Origin of the sequence: Enterococcus faecium (assembly GCF_029023785.1) — a bacterium.
GTDB lineage: Bacteria > Bacillota > Bacilli > Lactobacillales > Enterococcaceae > Enterococcus_B > Enterococcus_B faecium.
On the sequence record NZ_CP118955.1, the window covers coordinates 2,178,519 to 2,202,505 of the forward strand.

The window sequence follows — 23,987 nt, forward strand, 5'->3', positions numbered from 1 at the left end:
CTATTCAATTGTCCCGCAAACCATTTCCTCACGATTGAAAGAATCAAGGATTCGCAGGGCTGCCAGGATTCGTTGGATTGTTCGGCGTGTTAGGCGGAAAAATAGGCGCCTTGTCTAACGTTTTTTCTAGTTTTGATTCTTCACGATCGTCTCGTTCTACATCAGGACTTTCATTCAATTTGAATTCTTTTTCCATCTCATCTAACTTTTTAAAGTCATTGCCAGATTCTTTTGCTAATTTCGCTAATTTATCTTCGGTTTCTTTAGCCATAAAGTAACGCCCCCCTTTTGATTTCAGCTTAGCATATCACACTGAAAAAACAAAAGAAAACGCTAACCAACGATCATTTTTAGCTATTTCTCATCTTTAAAATCAAGCATTTTTTGCCGGTATAAAATCGTAGGGAGAACTGTTTTCCATACCAATCATCGGATCTACTAACTGGTTATCGATCACTTCTGCTGTAAGAACGAAATCTTTAGAAACAGCAGGTTCTACCTCTTCTTTCTTTTCTTCTCCAACAAATGAAGAAAACAGATCTGGTTCCACTGTTTCCATTACTTGGTTTTTCGTTTCATTCGTCCCACTGTCATCTTCTACAGGTAGCTTTTCTTTTACAACCCGTGGCTCTTTTGTATAGTTCCCATCTTCAAATGGATCATTTCCGACCAAAGAATCTTCATAAGCTGCTAGTTTGGTCCGGAGAGTGATATTCATTTTATCATTATCCATGATCCTTGATTTCAACGTAGTCATCCGGCTTGCTGATTCATTCGCTACACAAGTGACATAGGCTTGCTCTTCCCCTAACAAAATCAACAGTTCCTTACTGCGAGTCACTGCCGTGTAGAGCAAATTACGCTGAAGCATCCGCTGATATTGATGGACCATGGGCAAAATAACCATCTTGAATTCACTGCCTTGTGATTTATGGATTGAGCAACAATAAGAAAGAGTGATTTTATTCCATTCGTTTCTTTTATAAGTGACCTCATTTGCATCAAACTGGATAACTAATTCATCCACTTTATCTTCAGAATCTTTTGCCAAGATGATACCCGTGATTTCTCCCATATCTCCATTGAATACATTCAATTCGGGAGTATTGACTAATTGGAGGACTTTGTCTCCTATCCGATAAACGGTGTCGTTCCAATGTACTTCCTTTTTTCCAGGTTTCCCTGGATTGAATATCTCCTGCATCATTTTATTTAACGCATCGATCCCTGCAGGTCCCCGATACATTGGTGCTAATACTTGGATATCTTGTGCACGGAATCCCTTATTTTTCGCTTTTTCCACAATTTTAGAGATCAAGGGTTCAATTTGATAAGCATCACTTCGGAAATAGGAACGATCTTTTTGATTCTTTGTGAAATCTTTTGGCAGACGTCCTTCTTTGATCTCATGGGCAAGAGGAATAATACTAGAACCATCACCTTGCCGATAAATCTGATTGAGTTCCATTTTGGGAATTTGTTCGATTTCCAAAAGATCATGGAGTACTTGACCAGGACCGACAGAGGGAAGCTGATCTTTGTCTCCTACTAAGATAACTTGCATATTCGTCGGAATCGCTTTGAATAATGTGTTAGCCAGCCATGTATCGACCATAGACATCTCATCAACAATCAAAAGTCCGCCTTCTAATTCTTTCGTACTGACTGAAGGTGTTTTTTCCCGTCCATTCAGCCCCAGAAGACGATGGATCGTACTGGCAGGCAGACCTGTCGTTTCGTTCATTCGTTTAGCTGCTCGGCCAGTTGGTGCTGCAAGTAGAATAGGAAAAATTTCTTGGGTATATTTTGAAGGATCCAATTCCAGTCCGTTCAACTCTGCAAAAAGATTGACGATTCCGTTGATCACAGTAGTTTTCCCCGTACCTGGTCCTCCTGTTAAAATAAATAGAGGGGAACGGATTGCTTCAGCGATAGCTTGTTCTTGCGAAGGTCCATACTGTATGCCGAATATTTTTTCGATACGCCGAATATTCTTCTGCACTTCTTTTTCAGGATAATGGATTTCTTTTTTACGACTGAGAAGGCGCTGGATCGAATTACCGATCCCCCATTCAGAAAAGTACAAACTGTTTTCGTAAAGATTAGTCTCTTCTTGTTGTATCTTTCCTTCTTCAACAAGTTGGATAATTACAGTAGCAACCTGATCAGGCTGGATTTCAATTGGGCGACTTGTTTCTAAAATACGGATCGTTTGCTGAAGCAATGTCTCCGCCGGTACGTATGTATCTCCTGTTTGAACTGCATGCTGAAAAATCTGATGCAAGATAGCTGCTCGAATTCTTCTCGGTGAATCTGCTGCAATACCGATTTGTTCGGCTAGATTATCTGCACGTTTGAACCCGATTCCTTCTATGTCTTCGACTAGCTGGTACGGATTTTCTTCGATGATATCCAAAGACTCGTTCTTATAGGCCTGGTAGATACTGAAAGCTAACTGACTACCGAACCCGTAACGATTCAGTCCCATGATCACTTGATCCATCCCGTGGTTTAGCCGAATCGTCTCAGCAAGCATTTCTCTTTTTGGCTTCGTCAAACCGGAGATTTGTTTTAATACCGAAGGATCAGCAATGATTTTTTCGATAGCATCTTCTCCCAGCAATTCTACAATTTTTTCTGCTGTTTTCTTCCCGATTCCTGGGAATTTTTCGCTGGAAAGATACGCTACGATCCCATTTGCAGTTGTTGGCTTTTCTTGCTCATATCTTTCGAGTTTAAGCTGCCTTCCGTATTTAGGATGATCCACTAATTCTCCATAAAAACGATAAGTCTCATTTTCTTGAATATCGCCGAAACTTCCGGTGACTACAATCTCTTTTTCACGGTAATCAGCTGTGGTTTCACTGATGTGTACCAAAAGCACTTTGTAAAAATTACTAGGATTTTGAAAAAAAATCGCGGCAACTGTACCAACGAAATAAGGCATTTCTTCTGGCTGCATCGGAAGCCGCCTCCTTCTTCTATAGTAAAGGTTCTGGTGCTGTTTCAGTTCCTAAAAAATCTGTTTGGTTCCATACTTTCAGTTCATATGGCAATAATCTGCAAGGCTCTTCAGTCTCTAAAATCGTCAAACTACTATTGAACAATCCACCCATTTCACGCAACTCACTTAGCTCTTTTCCTGTCATCCATTGAATGGCTGCAGTTAAAGAAGCTCCATGTCCTACGAATAAAAGTGGGCCATCTTTATGTTGGGCAACCGCATCTGCTACAACAGTTTCGATACGTGTGATTGCCGATTCAATCGTTTCTCCGTGAAAAGGAGAAGGATCATACAGATCTAAATGATTACGCAAATTCGGCAGATTATCCGGATATTTCTGGTACATTTCATCGATCGACTGACCTTCTAAAGTACCCAGCCCTAGTTCTCTTAGCTTATCTGTATAAAAAATCTCTACCGGACGAGCAAGCTCTTTGTTGATACCTTCTGCTGTATCACGTGCTCGCTTTGCTGTACTGGAATAAATTGCTTTAAAAGGAACATATTTTACCTTTTTCCCAAATGCTTTGATTTCTTCGTAACTTTGTGGCAAAAGCGGAGAATCGCCATTGCTCCCTTGAAAACGTCTTTCCTGATTCCATTGTGTCTTCCCATGTCGGGTAAAATATAGTTCCATACGCAGCAAACTCCTGTCTTTCTTTTATTTTACTCTATAATAAACTGTCTAATCCAGCTTGTCATTTTCATAGTGATGCGTCAATTCTAAATTAGGGAATCCTTGCTGGCGAAGTGCTTCATACACTATCATTGCAGCTGTATTCGATAAATTCAATGAGCGGACATGCTCATCATTCATAGGGATGCGTAAACACTTTTCTTCGTTTTCACGCATAAATGTTTCTGGCAAACCGGTTGTTTCTTTTCCAAATAAAAAGAAGTGCTCTTCTCCATCAGCAAAATTTTCGTCACTATATACTTTATGGGCAAATTTTGAGATCAAATGTAGTTTACGATTACCTAAAAATGTTAAAAAAGCTTCTAAATTACTGTGGTAAGTAATATTTACATCATTCCAATAATCCAACCCTGCCCGTTTTAGATGTTTGTCATCAGTTGAAAAACCTAGTGGCTCGATTAAATGAAGCGGAGTATTCGTGGCTGCACACGTACGGGCAATATTTCCAGTGTTTGCAGGGATTAATGGTTCAAATAAAACGATATGATTCATCAGGATCATTCCTCTCATATTTATGTTCGTTTCTATTTTCTGACAATTTGATTTTTGCATAAAAAAAAACGTATCAACTCGGTGTCAGTCACTGCGAGTCGTTACGTTAGTGAAGCTCTTCTCACTAACTTTTATCAGAACAGGAACCTGATAAAAACCAATGAAAAAACAACTTGTTGCTAATATAACACCCTCAACTTTTTTTTGCAACCTCTACTCATTAAAAACTGCTAGAAAAACGTTTTCTCTTAGTTCCTTTTAATAATTCTATGTCAATTGTAATCTTCTTCAAAGGATTCTTATATAAGTCTGCTTTGATTCGCTCTTCTACCTGCCATTCTAAAGGTGACATGGCCAAAAGATCTTTTTGATTTTCCTCTGGTATCTCAAATTCATAGGTTACACGCTGACGTTCAGTTAATTTCATTGCTTCAGCAAACTTGGCTACTACACGTTCATTGGAATAACTCTGTTTTTCAGGTTGATTCGGATAAAAAGCCTGACGTAGTTCCTTTAAATAATTTTCTTGTGGCACCACCTTCAACACTTCTCCATCTTCTGAGAGTACACGTTGGAATTCTTGGTAATGAGAAGGCGAAAAGATATTTAAAACCGCGTTGAATGTTTGATCAGCAAACGGCAAATTGGTCAAATCAGCTACACACCAAAATGCTTCGGCAGATTGTTCTGTAGCTGCGTAGACTCCTTCTTTTGAAATATCAAATCCAACAGCATTTTGAATCTTTTTCAATTTTGAAAGTTCATTCAAGAAGCTACCTTCTCCGCAGCCAACATCTAATAGCGAGACTTCTTCAGGTAAATGCTGCGCAATAGTCTCAATAACGGGCTGATACATGCCAGATTGGATCATTCTACGCCTTGGAACGAACATTCCTTGATCGTATTCTGTTTTAACCGCATGGGATAAAAAATAAAGTGTTCCTTTTTTGGAAAGGTCAAAACGGTGATTATTTTTGCATATCAAGCCATTATCAGACTTTTTTACTTCTTCTTGGCAAACCGGACAGCGGAACAGCTGATGATTTTCTGCCAAAAACTGGCGTCCTCGGTCAATTTTTTTTAACATAGTTCCCCCTCATTTCTGTTTTATCTTACCGTTAGATGCTCACTTTGGCAACTGCTAAAAATATGATACAATGCCTAGAAGAAAGTGAAAGATAAAGGAGAAGATTAGATGATCAAAGAATTTTGCGCTGAAAACTACACATCTATTCCTCTAGCAATTGCTAGAGGAGCCGATCGGATCGAATTGTGTGACAACTTAGCGGTCGGTGGCACAACCCCGAGTACTGGTGTGATCGAAGAAACGTTAAGTTATGCTGGGGAAAAAGATATCCCCGTAATGACGATTATTCGTCCTAGAGGGGGCGACTTCGTCTATAACGATATCGAATTGAAAATCATGCATACTGATTTGATTGAAGCAAAGAAATTAGGGACGGATGGCGTAGTATTTGGTTGTCTTACTCCTTCAGGCTGGCTAGACGAAGAGGCCTTAGAACTATTGATCGAAACAGCAGAAGGGTTGCAGATCACCTTCCATATGGCTTTTGACAGTATTCCTGAAGATCGGCAATTCGAAGCAATCGATTGGCTGGTAGAACATGGTGTTGACCGTATCTTGACTCATGGCGGTCCTGCTGACAAAACTATTGTAGAAAATTTCCCACGGCTTAAAGAATTGATTGCCTATACAGATGGCCGCTTAATCATTTTGCCTGGTGGTGGTGTCACTGCAGAGAATGCAGCACATGTAGCTAAAGAATTGAACGTAAGCGAAGTACACGGAACCAAAATCGTGGATCTTCAGTTATAATCTTATAAACAAAAAAACATTTGCAACAGGCATAATGCTTATTGCAAATGTTTTTGTTTTTTTACATAAAATAGCCCATAAATAAAGAAGCAATATTGAAATAAATCAGTACACTCGTCAAATCGCTCAAAGTCGTGATAAAGGGACCGCTTGCTACTGCTGGATCAAATCCTAGACGATCCATTAGCATCGGGATTAAACTACCTGCAAGATTCGCCACTGTGATTGCAAATAGCATAGCCATCCCTATGACAAACCCCAAGATAAAATTATGTTTCCAAAAACCTACGATTAGAAAAATCGTGATCCCCGTAACAGCTCCTGTGACAACGCCGGTCAAGACTTCAGCCAAAACAAGTCGAACAAATCCATGATCTTTCTCATCAGAAATCGCAAGTCGACGAACAGCCACAGCTAGCGACTGGGTTCCAGCATTACCGGCAGTTCCTGTAATCAGCGAAATGAAGACTGCTAAAATACTCGCTTCACTTACCAAGTCTTCATAGTGACTGATTAAAGAAGCGGTCGACATACCTAAAAACAACAGAGTGATCAGCCAAGGCAAACGTCGAGACGCTGCCTTTACTGGATTTTCATTAATTTCTTCCACATTGACCCCGGCAAGTCCTGAATAATCGCTAGCAGCTTCATCATCAATAACGTCGATGATATCATCGACTGTGACGATTCCTAACAAATGATCATCATAATCGGTAACAGGAAGAGCTAAGAAGTCATAATCTCTAAATGTTTGTGCCACATCTTCTTGGTCGTCGCCTACATGAACTGAAAGCACTCGTTCGCTCATCAGATCAGAAATCATTGCGTCGTCATCATTCACGATTAGGTCGCGCAGAGAAATAACCCCTACTAGCTGACCTTCTTGATTAACGACATAGATGTAATAGATTGTTTCAGCTACATCTGCTTCGTTCTTCAGCACGTACATCGCAGAGCGAACAGTTTGATTGGCTACGATCGAAACAAATTCAGTTGTCATGATCGCGCCAGCCGTTTCATCCTCGTAATGGAGAAGTTCCTTGATTTCACTGGCATCGTCTGCCGACATCAAACTTAAATATTTAGCAATTTGCTTTTTATCCAGCGTATTAAGCAAGTCAACAGCATTATCTGTATACATCTCAGAAAGCATATCAGCTGCATAGCTAGGACGCATTTCATCTAGGTATTCTTTCATATGTTCGTTGTCTTCTTCAATCACATCGAACATATCCGCTAATTCTTTAGGCGACAGATAGGAATAGATCAGCTGCCTGTTCTCTTCTGTAAGAGATTGGTAGAATTGCCCCTGCTCATAGATATGCATCTCTAAAAAACTGTTTCTGAATGCCTGAATATTATTTTCCCTTAAATCTTGAGTCAACTGGGCAAATCTTTCCTCTAATTCTTGATTTTCATCCAAACCAATCTCACCTCGCCTTATTCTTCAAACCGTCTCACAACTGCCTCCATGTCTGCGGCTAAAGGCTGCTTGAACTCCAGCAACTCTTCTGTAAATGGATGGTAAAAACGCAGATCATAACAATGAAGGGCTTGTCTTTTTATTCCCAGATCCATTCGCCCGCCATACATATCATCACCGAGCAGGGCACAGCCAATTGCGGAAAAATGAACTCTTATTTGATGTGTCCTTCCTGTATGCAGCTGGATATCAACTAACGCGATTTCTGTTAGTCGCTTCTCTATCCAGTACTCAGTCTGTGCCGAACGTCCTTCATCAGAGACCATTCGCTTCAATAGCGAAGAATAATCTCGGGCGATCGGCAAATCGATATGTCCATGTGCCGATAAATCTGAAAGCCTTCCACTGACTAAGGCCTGATATTTTTTCACAAACTTCTTTTCACGAAGTTGCATATCTAATTTTGCGTGCGCAAATCCATGCTTTGCAAAAAGCATCAAACCAGATGTATCCCGATCTAGTCGCGTCACCACATGGATTACTTGGTTTTCGTAACCTTGTTTTTTATAATAAGCCTTTACACGATTAGCCATTGTCCCATTTGGATGGTATTGGGCAGGAATAGACGAAACGCCTGCTGGTTTATTTACTACCAGAACGTGTTCATCTTCATACACGATATCGATCGGTGTTTCATCCAAAAGTACGGTTTCATGTTCTCCTTCAGCAGGAATCACAATGGTTACCTTATCATCCTTAGCTAGAGAAAACAAGACATTTTCTACTTGATCATTAACTTTGATTTGACCGCCTTGAAATTTTATTTTCGCTAACAGACCCTTTGAGATCCCTTTTTCTTTTAAAAAATATTTTACTTGCTGAGAATGATCTTTCTCATAATCCCATGTAAACTGCATATCAATCCTCACTAATAAAGGCATCTTTCACACGATGCCAAAAATGCATATGTCGATAAGAAGCAAAATGGATCCGTTCTTCTGCTATTCGATAATAAATTGAGCGGATATTTGCTTTTGCGACATTCAATTGATCAACCGTTACAAGATAATCTTCTGTATTTTCCAATTTTATTTCTAGCCATTCATCATGGGCAATCACGATCGGAGAACCCAAAGTACGAAACACTCGATTATTCAGTGAAGCAATCTCTGCCAACTGAAAGGCATTGATACTAGGATGGATCACAGCACCGCCGACACTTTTATTATATGCTGTCGAACCAGTAGGCGTAGAAATCGTCAATCCATCTCCTCTAAAACTTTCAAACAGCTCGTTTTTGATGTATACATCGGCTACCATCGTACGATTGGCCCGTTTAATCGTTGATTCATTCAGTGCTAAAAAATGCTGGTCCGGTGTTTCATCCAAATAACTGATCCGAACATCCAGCAAGGGATAACTAACACTTTGTTCCCGGTTCGTTCGTAAGCTGTCTACTAGTTCTTCCAGCTCGTAATCCCGCCAATCCGTGTAAAACCCTAAATGACCTGTATGCACGCCCAAGAAACGCACATCATTCAGACAATGACTGTAGTGATGGAACGCCGACAATAATGTGCCGTCTCCGCCGACTGAGATGACCAATTCTGGCTCATGATCATCTCGTTGAATCCCTGCTTGTTCTAAAAGTGCGTTCAAACGTTCTGTCACTTCTATAGTCTTTGCTTCTTTATTATGAACGATCGCTACTTTCATCCCCTGCCTCCTCTCTTTCGCTTTCTTTCTTCAAAAGCGTTCGATAGTAGACATCATCTGATTTTCCTCTTCCATGGGAGAATAACCGCTGTGCTTCTTGGATTTCTTCACGGATACTGGACATCTCTTCATCCAACTGATAGGCAGCTTCTGCCGCACGCTGAAGTCGTTCACTCATTTCTTCTGGAAAAACGCCTTGATATTTATAATTCAGCGAATGCTCAATCGTTGCCCAGAAATTCATCGCAAGAGTCCGAATCTGGATTTCCGCCAAAATTTTCTTCTCACCGCTGATCAGCTGTACAGGATACTCGATCACCAGATGATAAGAACGGTAGCCACTTGCTTTTTTATTTGTGATGTAATCTCGTTCTTGGAGAACTTTCATGTCTTTTCTTTTACGGATGATCTCAACAACTTGATGGATATCTTCTACAAACTGACACATGATCCTTAACCCGGCAATATCAGACATTTCTTCTTCTAAACGTCCCATTGGAATATGCCGTAATTGTGATTTTGTTACAATACTATCGACTGGCTTGACTCTCCCAGTGACAAATTCAATCGGGACATGTCGATTTTGTTCACGGAACTGTTTGCGGATCCCCCGCAGTTTCACTTTCAATTCTGATACAGTTTGTTCATATGGTGCTAAAAATGCTTCCCAATCTCGTTCCATAGCTGATACCTCTACTTCATTAACATTCATTGTTTATTCTACCATATATGCAAAGTTTTTTCGTACTCTTGATTTATGCATTGACCAAAAAAAGAAAATTAGGCAAAATAGACAAAAAGGAGTCGATCAAATGACACAAATGCTTGAAATCGAATATAAATCTATGCTGACAAAGCAAGAGTACGAGATATTCATCGCTCACTATCAATTAACAGATAAAGATTTCCGTGTACAGACTAATATTTATTTCGATACCGTTGATGAACAGCTGAAGAAACAAAATTGTGGCCTACGGATCCGTTTCGTTGGTCATCAAGCTGAATATACATTAAAAACACCTGCTGAAAAAGGGCGTCTCGAAACAACGGATACCTTTATAACAGAAGAAGCAGAAGCATTTATCTTCGAAAAACGTCTGCCTCGTTCAGGCGCAGTTTTTCAAAAACTTTCTGATTTGAATATCGATCCTGCTTCATTAATCCAAACCGGAAAGCTTACAACAAAACGGGCTGAATTCCCTATTGAAGAAGGACTTTTAGCTATTGATGAAAGCTGGGGAGACAATCTACACGATTTTGAACTGGAACTAGAGGTAGGGGATGCATCTGTGGGAAAAATTGCTTTTATAAATTTTTTAAAACGTTTTTCTTTACCTTATCGTCCTGCTAAGAACAAGATCCAACGTATGCTTGAAGCTAAAAATTAGAAACCTTTCATTTTCACAAGGCACTTGAGTTCATTTTTTTACTTTTTTCTGTTAAGTTATAGGATGTGAAAGAATCTAGTCACTAGTTGTATAGAATCTATTTTGGGGGAGATTCATATGATCGAAATCTATTTATTTGTTAATCCTTTAGGGGAATACTGTTTCGAAATGGAACAACAGTTATTACAATTTATCGAAGAAGAGTACGGGACACCATCAAAAGAAAAGATGCAATTTCGCTTTCTTCCTTTGGTCAATTTGCAGACAATTGGGGATGTCATGCAACAAAAAGGAATTTCTCAGAACAATCTTGAGGAACGTAATCACTTATTCTCAATGACTTATTCTGCAGCATTGGACTGCAAAGCGGCGCAGTTTCAAGGAAAGAAAAAAGGCCGCCGTTTTTTGATCAAATTGCAAGAAGCAGTCGGCTGTAATGACATACCATATTCTCAAGAACTTGCTGAATCCATATTTGAAGAAATCGGCGGCGATTTGAATATGTTTAAAGAAGATCGTCAGTCTGACTTCGTTAAAGAAGTATTCTTTTCTGATCAAAAAATTGCTCGGGAAATGGGCATCACAAAACACCCTTCTGCAGTCGTTTACAATTATGCCTGCGACCGTGATTTTGGTGTTTTAGTAGAAGTAAAAGGTACAAGTAGCCTTTGGAGAATCACAGAGCTGTGTAAAACAACAGATAACTCATATCAAGTTTTTAATGGTGAACATTTACATACAAATGATTCTCAGTTCCATTCAAGAACTAGCCATTTACACTTGCTTTCTAATTAAAAAAATACGTCGACTCCCTTACAAGAGAGCCGACGTATTTTTTTCGTTTCTATTCGAGAAAATCAAAAATAGAAAGCCTTATAAACGATCGATCAATTCTTCTAATTCATTTAGACGTTGTTCAAACATCGACATTGCATCTTCAATATATGCAGCCTGTGTCATATCAACTCCTGCTTTTTTCATTACTTCCACAGGATAATCGCTGTTACCTGCTTTTAGGTAAGCCAAGTAGTTCTCTAGTGCCTCTGGTTCCTGGTTTAGTATTTTCTTCGCCAGTGCTGAAGCAGCAGAAAAGCCAGTCGAGTATTGGAAAACATAGTAATTATAATAAAAATGCGGTATCCGTGACCATTCGAATTTAATTTCTGGGTCTTCTTCGACTGCTGGACCATAATATTTTGCATTCAATTTACCATAACTATCACTTAGGTATTCACTAGTCAATGGCACACCTTTTTCATCTTCCGTATGCATGAAATGCTCGAATTCAGCGAATTGTGTCTGGCGGAAAACTGTTCCTTTAAACCCATCCAAGTAATGGTTGAGTACATAAGCCCGTACACGAGGGTCTTTTTCTGTTTCCAATAAATACTCCGTTAGGATATTTTCATTCGTTGTCGAAGCAATTTCTGCTAAAAAGATGGAGTAGTCGCCGTACACATAAGGCTGGTTCGAACGAGTGAAATAACTATGAACACTATGTCCCATTTCGTGGACAAGCGTAAATAGCTGATCCAGCGTATCATGCCAATTCAATAAAATATATGGATTTGTGTCATAGCTTCCCGAAGAATAAGCACCGCTTCGTTTCCCTTTATTTTCGACAACATCGATCCAACGTTCAGAGAATGCTTTTTCTACGATGGCCATGTATTCTTCACCCATTGGTTTCAGTGCTTCTAAAGCTTTTTCTTTTGCTTCTTCGTACGTAAAGGTAATTGGAGCTTCCCCTAAGACCGGTGTATAAAGATCATACATGTGCAGTTTTTCCACTTCTAATAAACGTTTCCGTAATTCCATGTATCGATGTAACAAAGGCAAATGCTTGTTTACCACGTCTACCAAAGTATCGTATACACTTTCAGGAATATGATTATTGCTCAAAGACGCTTCTCTGGCAGAGCTGTAATTACGGACTTTCGCTTTAAAATTATGTCCTTTTATATGTGTGCCTAAAGTAGAAGCAAATGTATTTCTAAATTGTTCGTAAACACTGTACAATCCCTTAAATGCTGCTTCGCGCACCCTTCGATCCGTGCTTTCTAGCAACTGACCATACACGCCATGAGATAATTGGACTATTTCACCATTTTCTCCTTCAATCGTTGGAAAAACTAGATCTGCATTATTCAAAACAGCAAATGTATCACTTGAAGCATCAAAGATTTCACCTGCTCCAGCAAGAAGAGATTCCTGCTCAGCAGATAAGACATGGGCTCGATTATCTACTATTTGCTGGATATAATGGCGATAGACTTCCAATTTTGGTTCTTCTTTGAAATATTGCCAAATCTGGTCATCTGACAATTGCAATATTTCTGGTTCAAACCAGGAAACGGCTTCACTAACTTTCGAAAACAGACTGCTTGCTCTTGCATAAAGCGCTTGGTAATCTGTATTTCCAGTGTCTTGATCGTTTTTAAGGTGCGCATATACATAAATGACTTCAGTTTGGCGATAAACCCTCAATACGAATTCAATCGCATTTAAAAATTGAGAAGCGCCTTGATCAAGTGTTCCTTTGTGTTTTTCAGATTGTTTTAACTCTTCTGATAATTCCAAATATTTCTCATCAAACTCTTGGTCGCTTGAAAAGATCTTGGTCAAGTCCCAAGTTAAATTTTCAGGCAATTCTTCTCGTTTTGGCAACTGCTTTACTTCCATGAAATCCACTCCTTTTCTTCCCTTAGCTCTATCTATCAAAATAGATCATAGTCTAACATCCACATGTCACAGCATCTAACTTTTCTACTCATTCATGTGTCTGCTTCCATCAATTTTAGCATAACTAAATCTTGTTTTACATAGAAAACCGATTCCTAGCCTATTTTTATACTTACTATTTTTTCAAAGAAGACAAGTGTATGCATTCGTTAAAAAACTGCTGATAGACCATCTCTTCATCAATCATAGGAAAAAGCCATTCCCTTTTATGTTCTTTTATTTGGCAAAGCCATGAGTTGAAATCAGGAACTTTCTGGTTTTCCAAGGCTTCTTCGTACAACATTCGATAAAGAAAAACCTGTTCTTGTAAATAAAAGAAAAACCGACTTTTTTGATAGATCCACGATGATAGATGCAAAAGATGTTTATGACGCAAGTAGCATTGTTCTTGTATGGATACTGTATTCTTTTGCTTGTGAATAAGTTGGCGTGTCAGCCATTTCTTCCCATCTTCACTCACTTTTTCTATTTTTTTCATTTGGTTCATTTTAATTTCGTTACTAGTGAATATTTCTTTAAGGTCCCTACTAGAAAAAGTCCAGCAGCTACTGCAAAAGGAAATATGCCCTGATACAGTCTCTGTAATATGATGATACAAATAAAGCTTTTGTTTCTTGAGATCAGCTTTCCAGCAATGCACTCCTCTTTTTCTATTATAGTAGCAGCAACTTTTTTCTATCAATGAGAATTGCGATTGTCCAAGAAAAGAATTACCAAGTATCCACCATACTTGGTAACTGTTATTCAAATAATTTTGGGTTCTTTCAATAAATCTCTGGTGAGACAGTCTAGAACATTGGATTTCTATTGCTAGATTCGCCAACAAAATATCCGGCCTTTGCCGCAACCTCGGCAAATAGGCTTCCAAAAATACTGGTTCTACTGACTGTCCCAGCCAATCCATGAAGCATTCCTTTAACTGTAAGTGCTCTTTTGATTCTCTTTCACTAAAGACCGAACAGTTATCTGATTTTTGATGGGCAAAATGAGCACATTTTTTCTTTCCCTTTTTCAAAATCACTCTTTTTCGACAGCCACGACAATAATATTTCTTTCCTTTTTCTGCATGTTTAGCAAAACAGCACTTATTATATTCATTCATTGCAAGCAGCATTTTTCTCCCTCTGAACTTATTTACGTCTAAGAATTTATTTACACGAAAAAAGAGGGCGTGAAAAAGCTATTCTGCATCAAGTAATAAGAACAGCTAAACAAAAATAGTTCCCAATATTTTTCGTTTGGTTGGGCTTGTTACCGCAGATGCAAGCTTTTGAACACATTTATACGAAAAAAAGACTGCGACACAATTTTTGTCACAGTCTCTTACTATAATGCTGATTTATACAAAATAAAATTTCGTTCGCTCGATAGCATTACGCGCCATCAGACATTGTCCATATTCATTCAATGTTTCTGGTGTACGATCGCTCTTTTCAGCAAACTCCAAAATTCGAGCAATCTGATTCTCTACATCCACTTGGTTGAGATTTTCCATCCAGAAGTGAACGACTAGGTAATAGCGCTCTTCGAATAAATACAAATCAGTCCAAGCAGACTCTAGTTCGACATCTGTTGCAAGTTGGATCACTTGTTCAAAATCTTCAAAAGCAAAAGTTGCTTGTCTTTCCTGTTCTTCTAGGGCGCTTCCAGATAATTCTTCCTCCGGATCGCTGCCAATAATCTGCTGACGAAGAAAGTCACTCACATCTTCTGAATCAACAGTAGAATCTTCTGATTGAGAAATTTCTTCATCCGGAAGATTTTTACTGATAAACAGTTCTAATCCGTCTCCTTTTGGCAAAACTTGGAAAGTGACAGCTTCGCTTCCTCGGAACTCCTCTTCGATATCAACTTCTTCCAAAATACTATAAAAGAAATTTTCGATTTCTTTGTGATTGCCAAGTAAATCCAAAAATGAAACGCCCCGTTCCTCTAAATCTTCATGACCAATTAGTACACGGATCGTATTTTCATTAATATGTTCCATTTCCATTTTGCTACACCTCACTTTGCCACAATGTTTAATATAGATTCATTGTAGCGAAATCAGCTTAAATGTAAAGAAAAAAAATCTCGCTGTTAAGCGAATTTAATAAAACCAGCGGATTTTTCAACCTTTCAAGCTATCTTATTTAACTATAACATTTTTGGCAGACGAATACTATATAGCCGACTTTTCAGCTAATTTTCCCTCTCTATTTTTCGTGCAATCATCATCTTCTACTACCTTTTTATACATCTAATCAAGAATACTTTTTGTAAAAACAAAAAAACTTGGAAAAACTATCTTTGTAATAGTCTTTTCCAAGTTTCGTATTATCCTTCTATAATCCAGCCATCAATTGTGCTTGACGTAATTCTAATTGTCGTACATCGCGCGGTAGGAACCGACGAATTTCATCTTCATTAAAACCAACTTGCAGACGTTTATCATCAATCATGATTGGACGGCGAAGCAATCCAGGATTGTTTTGCACAAGTTCCAATAATTCTTGTAACGGCAGATCATCTAAATCCATGTTCAGTTTTTGGAATACTTTGGAACGTGTCGAGATGATTTCTTCTGTTCCGTCTTCTGTCATTTGTAAAATCGCTTTTAATTCAGAACTGTTCAATGGTTCTGAAAAAATATTACGTTCAACAAATGGAATCTGATGTTCTTGCAACCACGCACGAGCCTTTCTGCAGGAAGTACAACTTGGGGAAGTATATAATGTTAACAACGTGCACCACTCCTTTTCGTGATAAGAATCACTTTTTTGTAACAGAAGATCATAATAATCTCCCATCTGTTTCTATTATACATAATCAACTTTTAAATAGCTACCTTTTTTTCATAATTTTTTTAAAAAAATGAAAGTTATCTAAGGTTAATATACAGTAAAACCAGCATTCTCGCTTTTTTTATCATTTAAAAATTAGAGTTTTCAAATCTAATTCAAATTTTCTAAACATATGAAACAGCGTATAAAACTGTACTATTATTTTATCTCAAAAGCTAAATGAAACCGATTTCTTAAGATTTTTTATGTTTTTTATTTCTTTAATAGTAATGTTTTCTGTCATTTTAAATAATACTGTTCTTTATTATAACGCTTATTTTCTCTGTTATATAAGCGTAGTATTTTAAAGCAATGATTACTAAATAAAATTTACTATAAACAAATAAATCAAATAACGTTATTTTATGTTTGAATAGTTATATTGAGACTGTATTAAAAAAATAAATCTTTCGAAAATTCCACAGAGATTGCATTAAAATAAATCAATCGACTTCTACCATAATGATTAATTTGTTCATCAAACTTATTGACGTGTTTCACGATTTTTAGTGAAAAAAACTGAAATATAAAAACCTTATTCTGTCAAGGAAATAGAAATATAGTAAGAAAAACCTTTATTTATCAGCTTTTTTAGACAATTTTTTCTGTTACAATAGTCAAGGATTTGTGAAAAAATCAATGAAAACCGAAAGGCGTGTAAAATTTTGATTAAATCAGTTGTGTTTGATGTTGATGATACGATGTATGATCAGCAGCAGCCATTTCGAAACGCGGTCAAAAGAGTCGTTCCGCTTGTTTCAGATGCAGATATGCATCCACTATATATCCGGTTCCGCCATCATAGTGATGAAAACTTCCCAAAAGTAATGGCAGGAGATTGGACACTAGAATATATGCGAGCACATCGGATCAGCCAATCACTAAAAGATTTAGACTACCCTCATATTACGGAAGAAGATGGCCTCTTATTTCAAAAAATTTACGAGGAAGAACTTGATAATATCTGCTTGCATGAGGAGGTCAAAAAAACCCTCGATTTCTTGAAGGAAAAGAATGTCCCATTAGGAATTATCACAAATGGGCCGACTGACCATCAGACAAAAAAACTGAAGCAACTTCAATTGAACAATTGGATTCCTTCCCGCAATATGCTCATTTCTCAAGCAACAGGTTTCCAAAAACCAGAAAAAGAGATTTTTCAGCTGGCTGAGAAAGAATTTCATATGCTTCCAGAAGAGACCTTATACGTTGGCGATAATTACGACAATGATGTTCTAGGTGCAAAAAGTGCTAACTGGCAAGCGCTTTGGTTCAACCATCGAGAACGCAAAATTGAACAGACTCCAATTTGCGATATCGAGATTTCTTCTTTTGATCAGCTGTTAGAGACAATGAAGACAATCTTTGTATAACCTTTAAAAATAGAAATAAAAAAATGATAGCAAGGAAGCTGGGATAAAATGGAATCCCAGCCTCCTTGCTATTTTTTAAATCAAATAAACAATCGCTTCTTTAGAAAGGCTTTCTTACCCATTACTGAACGCTTTTTCGAGTCTCTTACTCCTCGATTTCTCCTACACTTAAAATCATGCGGATGTCTTCTTCAGTCAGTTTCGTCAACTGTTCTTCATTACCTTGGATCACTTTTTGGAACAGTTCGCGTTTTTCTTGCTGGAGTGAATCCATGCGTTCCTCAATCGTTCCTTCAGAGATCATACGCCACACTTCTACCACATTTTTTTGTCCGATCCGATGTGCACGTCCAGCAGCTTGTTCTTCAATGGCAGGATTCCACCAAAGGTCATACAAGATGACCGTATCTGCTCCCGTGAGATTCAATCCAGTTCCCCCAGCCTTTAAGGAAATCAGAAAAACATCTTTTTCGCCAGCATTAAATGCGTCTACCATACTTAACCGATCTTGTGGTTTCGTACTGCCTCTTAAATAAAATGTCGAGATCCCTAGCTCGGCTAACTCTTCTTGCAAGATAGTCAGCATCCCTGTAAATTGAGAAAACAGCAAAACTCTTCGTTTGTTCTCTTTGGCAGCTACCAGTAGATCTTTTACTTGTTCGAGCTTGCCGGAACCGCCTTGGTAATCTTCAATAAACAGACGAGGATCGCAGCAAATTTGTCGCAGTCTTGTCAGACCAGCAAGTATCCCGATCCGGTTTTTCTTGAATGCTTCAGAATCCATTGATGTGATTTCTTCACGCATTTGACGCAAGTAAGCTAAATAAACAGTTTTTTGTTCTTCTGTAAGTGCAGAATATAGATTCATCTCTGTTTTTTCCGGCAAGTCTTTCAACACAGTTTGTTTATCTCGCCGTAAAATAAACGGTCGAATCATTTGCGCAATTTCTTCTGCGGCAAGTTCCCTGAATTTTGTTTTAGTCGGGAAAAATCCTGGCATAATCGTTGCAAACAATGACCACAATTCTTCTAAATTATTCTCGATTGGTGTCCCACTCAGTGCAAACCGCTGAGGTACAGCTAATTCTCTCAATGCTTGTGCAGTTTTCGTACTGCTATTTTTGACCATTTGTGCCTCATCAAGAATCAAATAATCAATTTTTTGCGACTGATAATTAGCTAGATCCTGTCTTAAGCTGGCATAAGAAGTCACTCGGATATCTGTGTCTTTAGCCAGTAATTCTTCACGTTCTTTTTTATTCCCATTGATTACTTGGATACTTAAAGAAGGGGCGAATTTTCTCACCTCTGCCTGCCAGTTGTAAATTAAGCTCGCAGGCGCTACGATCAAAGCAGAGAAGCTTTTCCGTTCTTCTTTTTCCGAAAGTAAAAAGGCAATTGTCTGTAGTGTTTTCCCAAGTCCCATTTCATCGGCTAAAATACCGCCAAACTGATAATGACCTAACATCTTCAACCATCGAAAACCTTGCTTTTGATAATCTCTCATCGTTGCATTCAATCCTTTGGGAAGCTGTGCCTGGTATCTTTCTGGATGAATGAGATCTTGTACCATCGTTTGGAACGATTCACTAAAAGTAGCATTGCTTTTTTCCAATTGATTTTGAATGATCAATCCTTGATTTTTAGGTACATGGATCGTTCCTTCTTCTGTACGTATCGATTCCCGTAATTGTTGCAACACTTGGCTTGTTTGTTGAAATTCTTCTGAATCAAAAGAAAGAACCTGACCATTTTCTAATGTATAAAAAGCATCATTTCTCAGCAAGCTTTGCAGGACATGATCGATTTCTTGCTCCTCTATCCCTGTCACATCGAATCGAATATCGAGCCATGAACCGGTCTCGGTTACTTCGATTTTCGGTTGATGTTTATGCGCATCTAAATACAACTCTCGCAATTTTCTTCCAAGTCTGACTTCACCAAACTGACGGAAGACAGATAGTTCTGTGCGGAAAAAGGCATATAGTTCTTCCCCGCTTGGCAATGGACGTTCATAACCAGTTTCATTTTTCTGGTAGCGATACATTCTGAATAGATCAAGTACTCGTTTCTCTTCTACTGTGTCACGTAACACCTGAAAAGCCTGTTCTGTCGAGACCTCATGCTTCGGGTCAGTCGAATAGATGACTTCACCATAGACGAAATCGACTCGAGCTTGGATTTTTCCTTTTGCTTTTCGGAAAAAGAAAATAAATTCGACGGGGATATCTGCTACTTCCTCTTCTACTGCAGGGGCAATAGCTACGTCGCCGATCTCTGACAGCAGAGGGATAATCTCTTTAAACAAAGACGGTAATTCTTTTTTCTTGAACACTACTTCTGGTTTCTCCAATCGGCGAATCAATTGTTTCCAAGTTTGATAAACCGTTTGTTGATATTTCGTCAGAGAATAAAATGTCCCTTGGATAACTCCCCACTGATAATGCATAAAGAAAAAATCAAAATCATTCAATGCTTGCAGCAAATAATCTTCTCCAAATTTTTCCACTTTGAATGATAAAGGTTTGTTTTGATCGGAAAATTGTATTCCTTGATCGTTTTGTTCATTTATCTGCAGATGCAAACGTGTAGTCTGATTCATCTGCTCTAACAGGAAGCGGGCTTGTTCTACTGGGAGAAGCAGATATCTTTTATCTAGTTTTCCTTTGACTTGTAAGCCGTTCGTACCTAATAATTGATGCGTCTGAGCACTTCCTGCAAGATGCGTGAGTATTTTTTGATCTTCTTTTTGAAACGCCCGTTTATCTAGACGAAACTGGTACTGTTTATTAACAGTGTAAGTTTCTTTTTCTGTGTAAGCTTGTAAAAAATCATAGATGTTTTTTACGATATATGTTTTTTTCGGTGATGCCAATGAACCGATACGCAAGTAAAGTGCCAAAATAGAAAGCTCTGGGTGATACTGATTAGTCTCAATCGTTTCTACTTGGTATTCAATAATCAAAGGTTGCACCGCTTGAGGATTGTTTTGTGTTTTTAGACGAGAAAAACCTTTTGCAATGATTTCTCCCTCACTTGTTGCTTTTACCGGTTCTAGCATTGGCTGGTCTTTTTTCATGATACGAGATAGATTTTTCGACCGTAAATAAAGTTCCACAGCAACTGTATGCTTACAATATTTATGTTCCTCCCAATAGGGACATTGGCAGTAATCTATCTCTTTTGCTGTACCATCCAAATCAACCATATACAATTCACTGCCCAAGACTTCTGCATGCCACACGTTTTCTTCTTGGTCAGGGACAACCGATAACACTCGGCCTTCTTGCAAGTATTGACGTCCACGTGCAATGACTTTTTCTGGAATACTCCATTTCATAGTTACCAATCTCCCTTTTTATCCAAGTTGATAGCGTATTTTGCTTTGTCCGCTACCTTCTGTATCAATTCTTATTTGTTGTAATACTCGTTCTTTCAATTCTCTTACATGACTAATGATGCCGATCATTCTTCCTTCACTTTCGATCGTTTCTAAAGCTTCCATTGCCATTTCCAAAGCTTCTTCATCTAATGACCCAAATCCTTCATCAATAAACAATGCATCGATTGCTACACCACCAGCTTGTGTCTGGATCACATCGGCAAGAGCTAATGCTAAAGAAAGTGCTGCAATAAAACTCTCACCGCCAGACAGGGTATGCGCACTTCGAGACATACCTGCCTGATCATCATAGATATTGATTTCTAATCCGGTTTTCCCTCGATAACTGCCAATGGTATCCGCTAGCTCAAATTGATAACGATTTTTCGTTAAACGTTGGAGATGATCATTTGCTACTTGTAACACTTCTTGAAGATAAACCTGAAGCACATACCGTTCCAAACTAGTCTTCTTAGGATTTTCTCCGTTGAATGTTTGCGAAAGCTGCTGTAATTGCGTAAGCTCATCTAATTTCGTCTGGCTTGTGTGATAAATCGAAAGACATTCATCGTAGATTTTTTGATTACTAATTTTTTGTTCTTGTAAACCGTATATCTTTTCTTGCTTTATTTCGATCATACGTCTTATTTCTTCTAACTGTTGGCTGATCTCTTCTGTATCTGGGAATGTCTCAGTTAGCTGGATATTTTCTAATTGACGCAGCCGGTCAGCTGTCACTAATTGCTCTTCATGATAAGAAGTAACTGTACGTTGGTTTTCTTTATATTGTGCTTGCTGTTGTGCAAATGCACAGATTTCTTCAATTGTTGAAAAATACGACTGGCTTTCTAACTTTTTAGCTATTCTTTCTTGTTCCTTTTCTATTTTTTCATCTATTTTTTCTATTTGTTCATGTTGAAGATCAAGCTGTGTCCGAAGCGTATGAAGATCTTGCAACAATTGCACTCCTGCTTTCTGCTCAACAGCTAGTTGATTCGAGTCTTCTTCTAACTGTTTTTCAAGTCGTCGTATCTCCTCTTCTAAACAGTTACTATCCGTATCTTGCAATTGTTGTTCTAAACTTTTGATTTCTCCTTGCAGTTGCTGGAGCTGATTATTTTTTTCTGTCTGCTGCTGTTTGTAGACAGCTAATTGTTGTTCGAGCTTTTCTGCTTGTTGTCTTATTTCTTCCAGCTCTATTCTTGCATTGGCCATCTTGCTTTTTCGTCTATCTAAAGATTGTTCGATTACTACAAGAGTTGTTTTTGTTTTTTGTTCTGTTATCTCAGGAAATGCCTTTTTCAAAGCCTGTTGCAAGTGTTCTTCTTGTTCAGCCAATTGTATATTCGTTGCCATGATTTTTTGTTCTAAATCTGATAATTGTTGTTGAAGATTATTTTCATGTGCTTCACTTTTGGCAATGATTTGCTGAGTTCTTTCTACAGCAGACTCAGCTTCTGCCAGTTGTTGTTCTACTTTTAAGATATCTTCCTTATTTGGCTGTTCGTGTTTTAATTGTTGTATGGGGTGTTCCGTTGATCCACAAACAAGACATGGCTCCCCTGGACGCAAAAAAAGCTGAAGACGAGCAATTTGCTGCTTTGCCCATTGGCTTTTCAGCTGTTCTGCTTGTTCTGTCTGTTCTTTCAATAGCTGACTATTTTTTGTTATTTCTTCAGTTGCTTTTTTGAGTTCTTCTCTTATCTGTGCGAGCGACCCAGTGTCTTTTGCTTTTTGTTTTTCTATTTCTTGCTGCTTTTCATCTAGATATTTTAACTGTCCAAAAGCAAGACGATCTTCTTGCAGTTTTTCCTGATCCAGTAAATTTTCTTGAAGAATTCGAGTTCTTTCCTGATAGATAGCGAGATTTTGATACAGCTTCTCGGCATTCAATTCTTCTTTATCCAATGAAATTGTTAATTGTTCTGCGTCTTGTTTTTTACTACGTAAGGATTCGACAATTGGCACCATCATCTGTTTGTTTTGCAGTTTTTGAGCAGCTTCTTTGATTTTTGTTTGTCGGCGTACGCGGTTTGCTTCATTTTTTTGCCACTCTTCATAATTCTGCGTAGTCATCGCTAGTTTCTTTGTTTGCTCACTACTTTTTTGTGACAGTTCTATTTTTTCAACTTTTATTTCTTGTAGGCGCTGGATTGGTTCGACTAATCGTTGCGTAAATTCATAATACCCAATCCATCGTTTCTTTTCCTCTATTTCGTCTTTTTGAGCAGCTAATTCCTTTTGCTTGTTTATTAATATCGTTTTTTCTTCATAACTTTTTTTCAAGCTTTCAAAACGATAGTAGGAATTTTCTAGTTGCTTTTGTTTTTCCTGAAGTTCCGTTAGAGCTTCTTTTTCTTCCGTGATTTGTTTTTCGAGTATTGCCTGATGGTTTGTCCATTGGGCTAAAACGGCTTCAAACCCTGCTGCTGGTTCCTCTTCTTTGACTAAAACAAACCTTTTTTGCAGAAGATGCAGCTCTTGCTCTAAATGATCCAATTTTTGTTGCTGTTGTTTTGCTTTTTCTTTTAATCGCTCATTGAACTGTTGGAAAAATTGAGTACCGAATAAATGACGTAAAACAGTCTCTTTATCACTGCTTGATGAAACCAAAAAATTACGGAATTCTCCTTGGGGTAGTAAAACGATTTGAGAAAACTGTTTCGCATCGAGATTCATCAGTTCTCTGATCAACTGATCTGCTTCTGTACGTTTTGTGATTTGTTTTATTTCTTTTCCTTTCCCATCAAAAATGGTCAACGTTACTTTGGCTGCCTGTTTTTTTGTTCCGTTTCCTTTTCGTTTTGCTAAAACTTGTTCTGGTTTTCGTTCGATTTCATAGCTCATCTGCTGATGTTCAAAAGAAAAAGTCACGCTTGTTTCTTCGTCTGGTGTAGCAAACAAAGAACGCATCTCTTTTCCAGAGCGAAGTCTTCCGGAAGTTTCACCAAAAAGTGCGAAGGTGATCCCATCAAAAATCGTCGTTTTGCCAGCTCCTGTCTTCCCGCTGATCAAAAAAAGCGGTGCTTCTGTCAAACGTGAAAAATCTACGGTCTCATTGATAAAAGGACCAAAATTTTTAAGTTGTAATTTTTTCGGTTTCATTCTTGA

The 23,987-nt window shown here is 38.2% G+C and carries 19 protein-coding genes; 4 read left to right on the plus strand and 15 right to left on the minus strand.

The window, feature by feature from the left end:
* Window positions 1–43: 43 nt before the first annotated feature.
* From PYW34_RS10635 to PYW34_RS10655, 5 genes are all read right to left on the minus strand, one after another.
* Complete coding sequence (locus PYW34_RS10635) at window positions 44–271, minus strand: hypothetical protein (RefSeq protein WP_002289596.1); 228 nt, start codon at window positions 269–271, stop codon at window positions 44–46.
* A 102-nt stretch (window positions 272–373) separates the two neighbouring features.
* Window positions 374–2,962: an SF1B family DNA helicase RecD2 gene (locus tag PYW34_RS10640; protein WP_002289594.1), complete on the minus strand. Its 2,589-nt coding sequence runs from the start codon at window positions 2,960–2,962 to the stop codon at window positions 374–376.
* Between the two features lie 19 nt (window positions 2,963–2,981).
* Entirely contained in the window at window positions 2,982–3,641 is a 660-nt protein-coding gene (locus PYW34_RS10645; protein WP_002294557.1) for a histidine phosphatase family protein, read from the minus strand.
* A gap of 48 nt (window positions 3,642–3,689) precedes the next feature.
* Window positions 3,690–4,193: a tRNA (uridine(34)/cytosine(34)/5-carboxymethylaminomethyluridine(34)-2'-O)-methyltransferase TrmL gene (trmL, locus tag PYW34_RS10650; protein ID WP_002289592.1), complete on the minus strand. Its 504-nt coding sequence runs from the start codon at window positions 4,191–4,193 to the stop codon at window positions 3,690–3,692.
* Window positions 4,194–4,413: 220 nt separating this feature from the next.
* Window positions 4,414–5,280: a methyltransferase domain-containing protein gene (locus tag PYW34_RS10655; protein WP_002294559.1), complete on the minus strand. Its 867-nt coding sequence runs from the start codon at window positions 5,278–5,280 to the stop codon at window positions 4,414–4,416.
* Between the two features lie 108 nt (window positions 5,281–5,388).
* Here PYW34_RS10655 and PYW34_RS10660 point away from each other — a divergent pair, with 108 nt between their 5' ends.
* A complete protein-coding gene (locus PYW34_RS10660; RefSeq protein ID WP_002294560.1) occupies window positions 5,389–6,030 on the plus strand; it encodes a copper homeostasis protein CutC in 642 nt (213 codons plus the stop codon).
* A 61-nt stretch (window positions 6,031–6,091) separates the two neighbouring features.
* Here the strand turns inward: PYW34_RS10660 and mgtE are convergent, their stop codons facing one another.
* The 4 genes from mgtE to PYW34_RS10680 are packed head-to-tail and all read right to left on the minus strand — an operon-like array spanning window position 6,092 to window position 9,851.
* Window positions 6,092–7,453, minus strand: a complete 1,362-nt coding sequence (gene mgtE, locus PYW34_RS10665; RefSeq protein WP_002294561.1) for a magnesium transporter — start codon at window positions 7,451–7,453, stop codon at window positions 6,092–6,094.
* 17 nt (window positions 7,454–7,470) lie between these two features.
* Window positions 7,471–8,370 (minus strand): RluA family pseudouridine synthase, encoded by a 900-nt coding sequence (locus tag PYW34_RS10670; RefSeq protein WP_002294562.1) that lies wholly within the window; start codon window positions 8,368–8,370, stop codon window positions 7,471–7,473.
* A gap of 1 nt (window position 8,371) precedes the next feature.
* Window positions 8,372–9,169 (minus strand): NAD kinase, encoded by a 798-nt coding sequence (locus PYW34_RS10675; protein WP_002289847.1) that lies wholly within the window; start codon window positions 9,167–9,169, stop codon window positions 8,372–8,374.
* Window positions 9,147–9,851 carry a GTP pyrophosphokinase gene (locus tag PYW34_RS10680; RefSeq protein WP_002289848.1) on the minus strand — a complete coding sequence of 235 codons (705 nt, stop codon included), beginning with the start codon at window positions 9,849–9,851 and terminating at the stop codon, window positions 9,147–9,149. The genes PYW34_RS10675 and PYW34_RS10680 overlap by 23 nt, the downstream gene beginning before the upstream one ends.
* A 130-nt stretch (window positions 9,852–9,981) precedes the next feature.
* Between PYW34_RS10680 and PYW34_RS10685 the strand changes: the two genes are divergently transcribed.
* On the plus strand, window positions 9,982–10,557 hold the full coding sequence (locus PYW34_RS10685) for a CYTH domain-containing protein (protein ID WP_002289849.1): 576 nt from the start codon (window positions 9,982–9,984) through the stop codon (window positions 10,555–10,557).
* A 117-nt stretch (window positions 10,558–10,674) separates the two neighbouring features.
* Window positions 10,675–11,352 (plus strand): ClpXP adapter SpxH family protein, encoded by a 678-nt coding sequence (locus tag PYW34_RS10690; protein WP_002289850.1) that lies wholly within the window; start codon window positions 10,675–10,677, stop codon window positions 11,350–11,352.
* Between the two features lie 78 nt (window positions 11,353–11,430).
* Here PYW34_RS10690 and pepF read toward each other — a convergent pair whose 3' ends face one another.
* The 4 genes from pepF to spxA all read right to left on the minus strand — a co-directional run bounded on the left by pepF (window position 11,431) and on the right by spxA (window position 16,022).
* A complete protein-coding gene (gene pepF, locus PYW34_RS10695) occupies window positions 11,431–13,239 on the minus strand; it encodes an oligoendopeptidase F (RefSeq protein WP_002288947.1) in 1,809 nt (602 codons plus the stop codon).
* 175 nt (window positions 13,240–13,414) lie between these two features.
* Window positions 13,415–14,413 carry a competence protein CoiA gene (locus PYW34_RS10700; RefSeq protein WP_002288958.1) on the minus strand — a complete coding sequence of 333 codons (999 nt, stop codon included), beginning with the start codon at window positions 14,411–14,413 and terminating at the stop codon, window positions 13,415–13,417.
* A 225-nt stretch (window positions 14,414–14,638) separates the two neighbouring features.
* Window positions 14,639–15,292 carry an adaptor protein MecA gene (locus tag PYW34_RS10705; RefSeq protein WP_002334553.1) on the minus strand — a complete coding sequence of 218 codons (654 nt, stop codon included), beginning with the start codon at window positions 15,290–15,292 and terminating at the stop codon, window positions 14,639–14,641.
* A gap of 331 nt (window positions 15,293–15,623) precedes the next feature.
* Window positions 15,624–16,022, minus strand: coding sequence for a transcriptional regulator SpxA (spxA, locus tag PYW34_RS10710; protein WP_002296384.1), 399 nt, complete (start codon window positions 16,020–16,022; stop codon window positions 15,624–15,626).
* 764 nt (window positions 16,023–16,786) lie between these two features.
* Here spxA and PYW34_RS10715 point away from each other — a divergent pair.
* A complete protein-coding gene (locus PYW34_RS10715; RefSeq protein WP_002294563.1) occupies window positions 16,787–17,494 on the plus strand; it encodes an HAD family hydrolase in 708 nt (235 codons plus the stop codon).
* 145 nt (window positions 17,495–17,639) lie between these two features.
* Here the strand turns inward: PYW34_RS10715 and PYW34_RS10720 are convergent, their stop codons facing one another.
* On the minus strand, window positions 17,640–20,834 hold the full coding sequence (locus PYW34_RS10720; protein ID WP_002288952.1) for a DEAD/DEAH box helicase: 3,195 nt from the start codon (window positions 20,832–20,834) through the stop codon (window positions 17,640–17,642).
* Window positions 20,835–20,852: 18 nt separating this feature from the next.
* Window positions 20,853–23,981, minus strand: a complete 3,129-nt coding sequence (locus PYW34_RS10725) for an AAA family ATPase (protein WP_002288954.1) — start codon at window positions 23,979–23,981, stop codon at window positions 20,853–20,855.
* Window positions 23,982–23,987 lie beyond the last annotated feature (6 nt).

Coding starts and splice junctions, on each gene's coding strand:
- PYW34_RS10700 (WP_002288958.1), bottom strand. CDS start 14,413: ATGCTGCTTGCAATGAATGAATATAATAAGTGCTGTTTTGCTAAACAT.
- PYW34_RS10660 (WP_002294560.1), top strand. CDS start 5,389: ATGATCAAAGAATTTTGCGCTGAAAACTACACATCTATTCCTCTAGCA.
- PYW34_RS10725 (WP_002288954.1), bottom strand. CDS start 23,981: ATGAAACCGAAAAAATTACAACTTAAAAATTTTGGTCCTTTTATCAAT.
- PYW34_RS10690 (WP_002289850.1), top strand. CDS start 10,675: ATGATCGAAATCTATTTATTTGTTAATCCTTTAGGGGAATACTGTTTC.
- trmL (WP_002289592.1), bottom strand. CDS start 4,193: ATGAATCATATCGTTTTATTTGAACCATTAATCCCTGCAAACACTGGA.
- pepF (WP_002288947.1), bottom strand. CDS start 13,239: ATGGAAGTAAAGCAGTTGCCAAAACGAGAAGAATTGCCTGAAAATTTA.
- PYW34_RS10635 (WP_002289596.1), bottom strand. CDS start 271: ATGGCTAAAGAAACCGAAGATAAATTAGCGAAATTAGCAAAAGAATCT.
- PYW34_RS10675 (WP_002289847.1), bottom strand. CDS start 9,169: ATGAAAGTAGCGATCGTTCATAATAAAGAAGCAAAGACTATAGAAGTG.
- PYW34_RS10705 (WP_002334553.1), bottom strand. CDS start 15,292: ATGGAAATGGAACATATTAATGAAAATACGATCCGTGTACTAATTGGT.
- PYW34_RS10670 (WP_002294562.1), bottom strand. CDS start 8,370: ATGCAGTTTACATGGGATTATGAGAAAGATCATTCTCAGCAAGTAAAA.
- PYW34_RS10655 (WP_002294559.1), bottom strand. CDS start 5,280: ATGTTAAAAAAAATTGACCGAGGACGCCAGTTTTTGGCAGAAAATCAT.
- PYW34_RS10685 (WP_002289849.1), top strand. CDS start 9,982: ATGACACAAATGCTTGAAATCGAATATAAATCTATGCTGACAAAGCAA.
- PYW34_RS10720 (WP_002288952.1), bottom strand. CDS start 20,834: ATGAAATGGAGTATTCCAGAAAAAGTCATTGCACGTGGACGTCAATAC.
- PYW34_RS10640 (WP_002289594.1), bottom strand. CDS start 2,962: ATGCAGCCAGAAGAAATGCCTTATTTCGTTGGTACAGTTGCCGCGATT.
- PYW34_RS10645 (WP_002294557.1), bottom strand. CDS start 3,641: ATGGAACTATATTTTACCCGACATGGGAAGACACAATGGAATCAGGAA.
- PYW34_RS10680 (WP_002289848.1), bottom strand. CDS start 9,851: ATGGAACGAGATTGGGAAGCATTTTTAGCACCATATGAACAAACTGTA.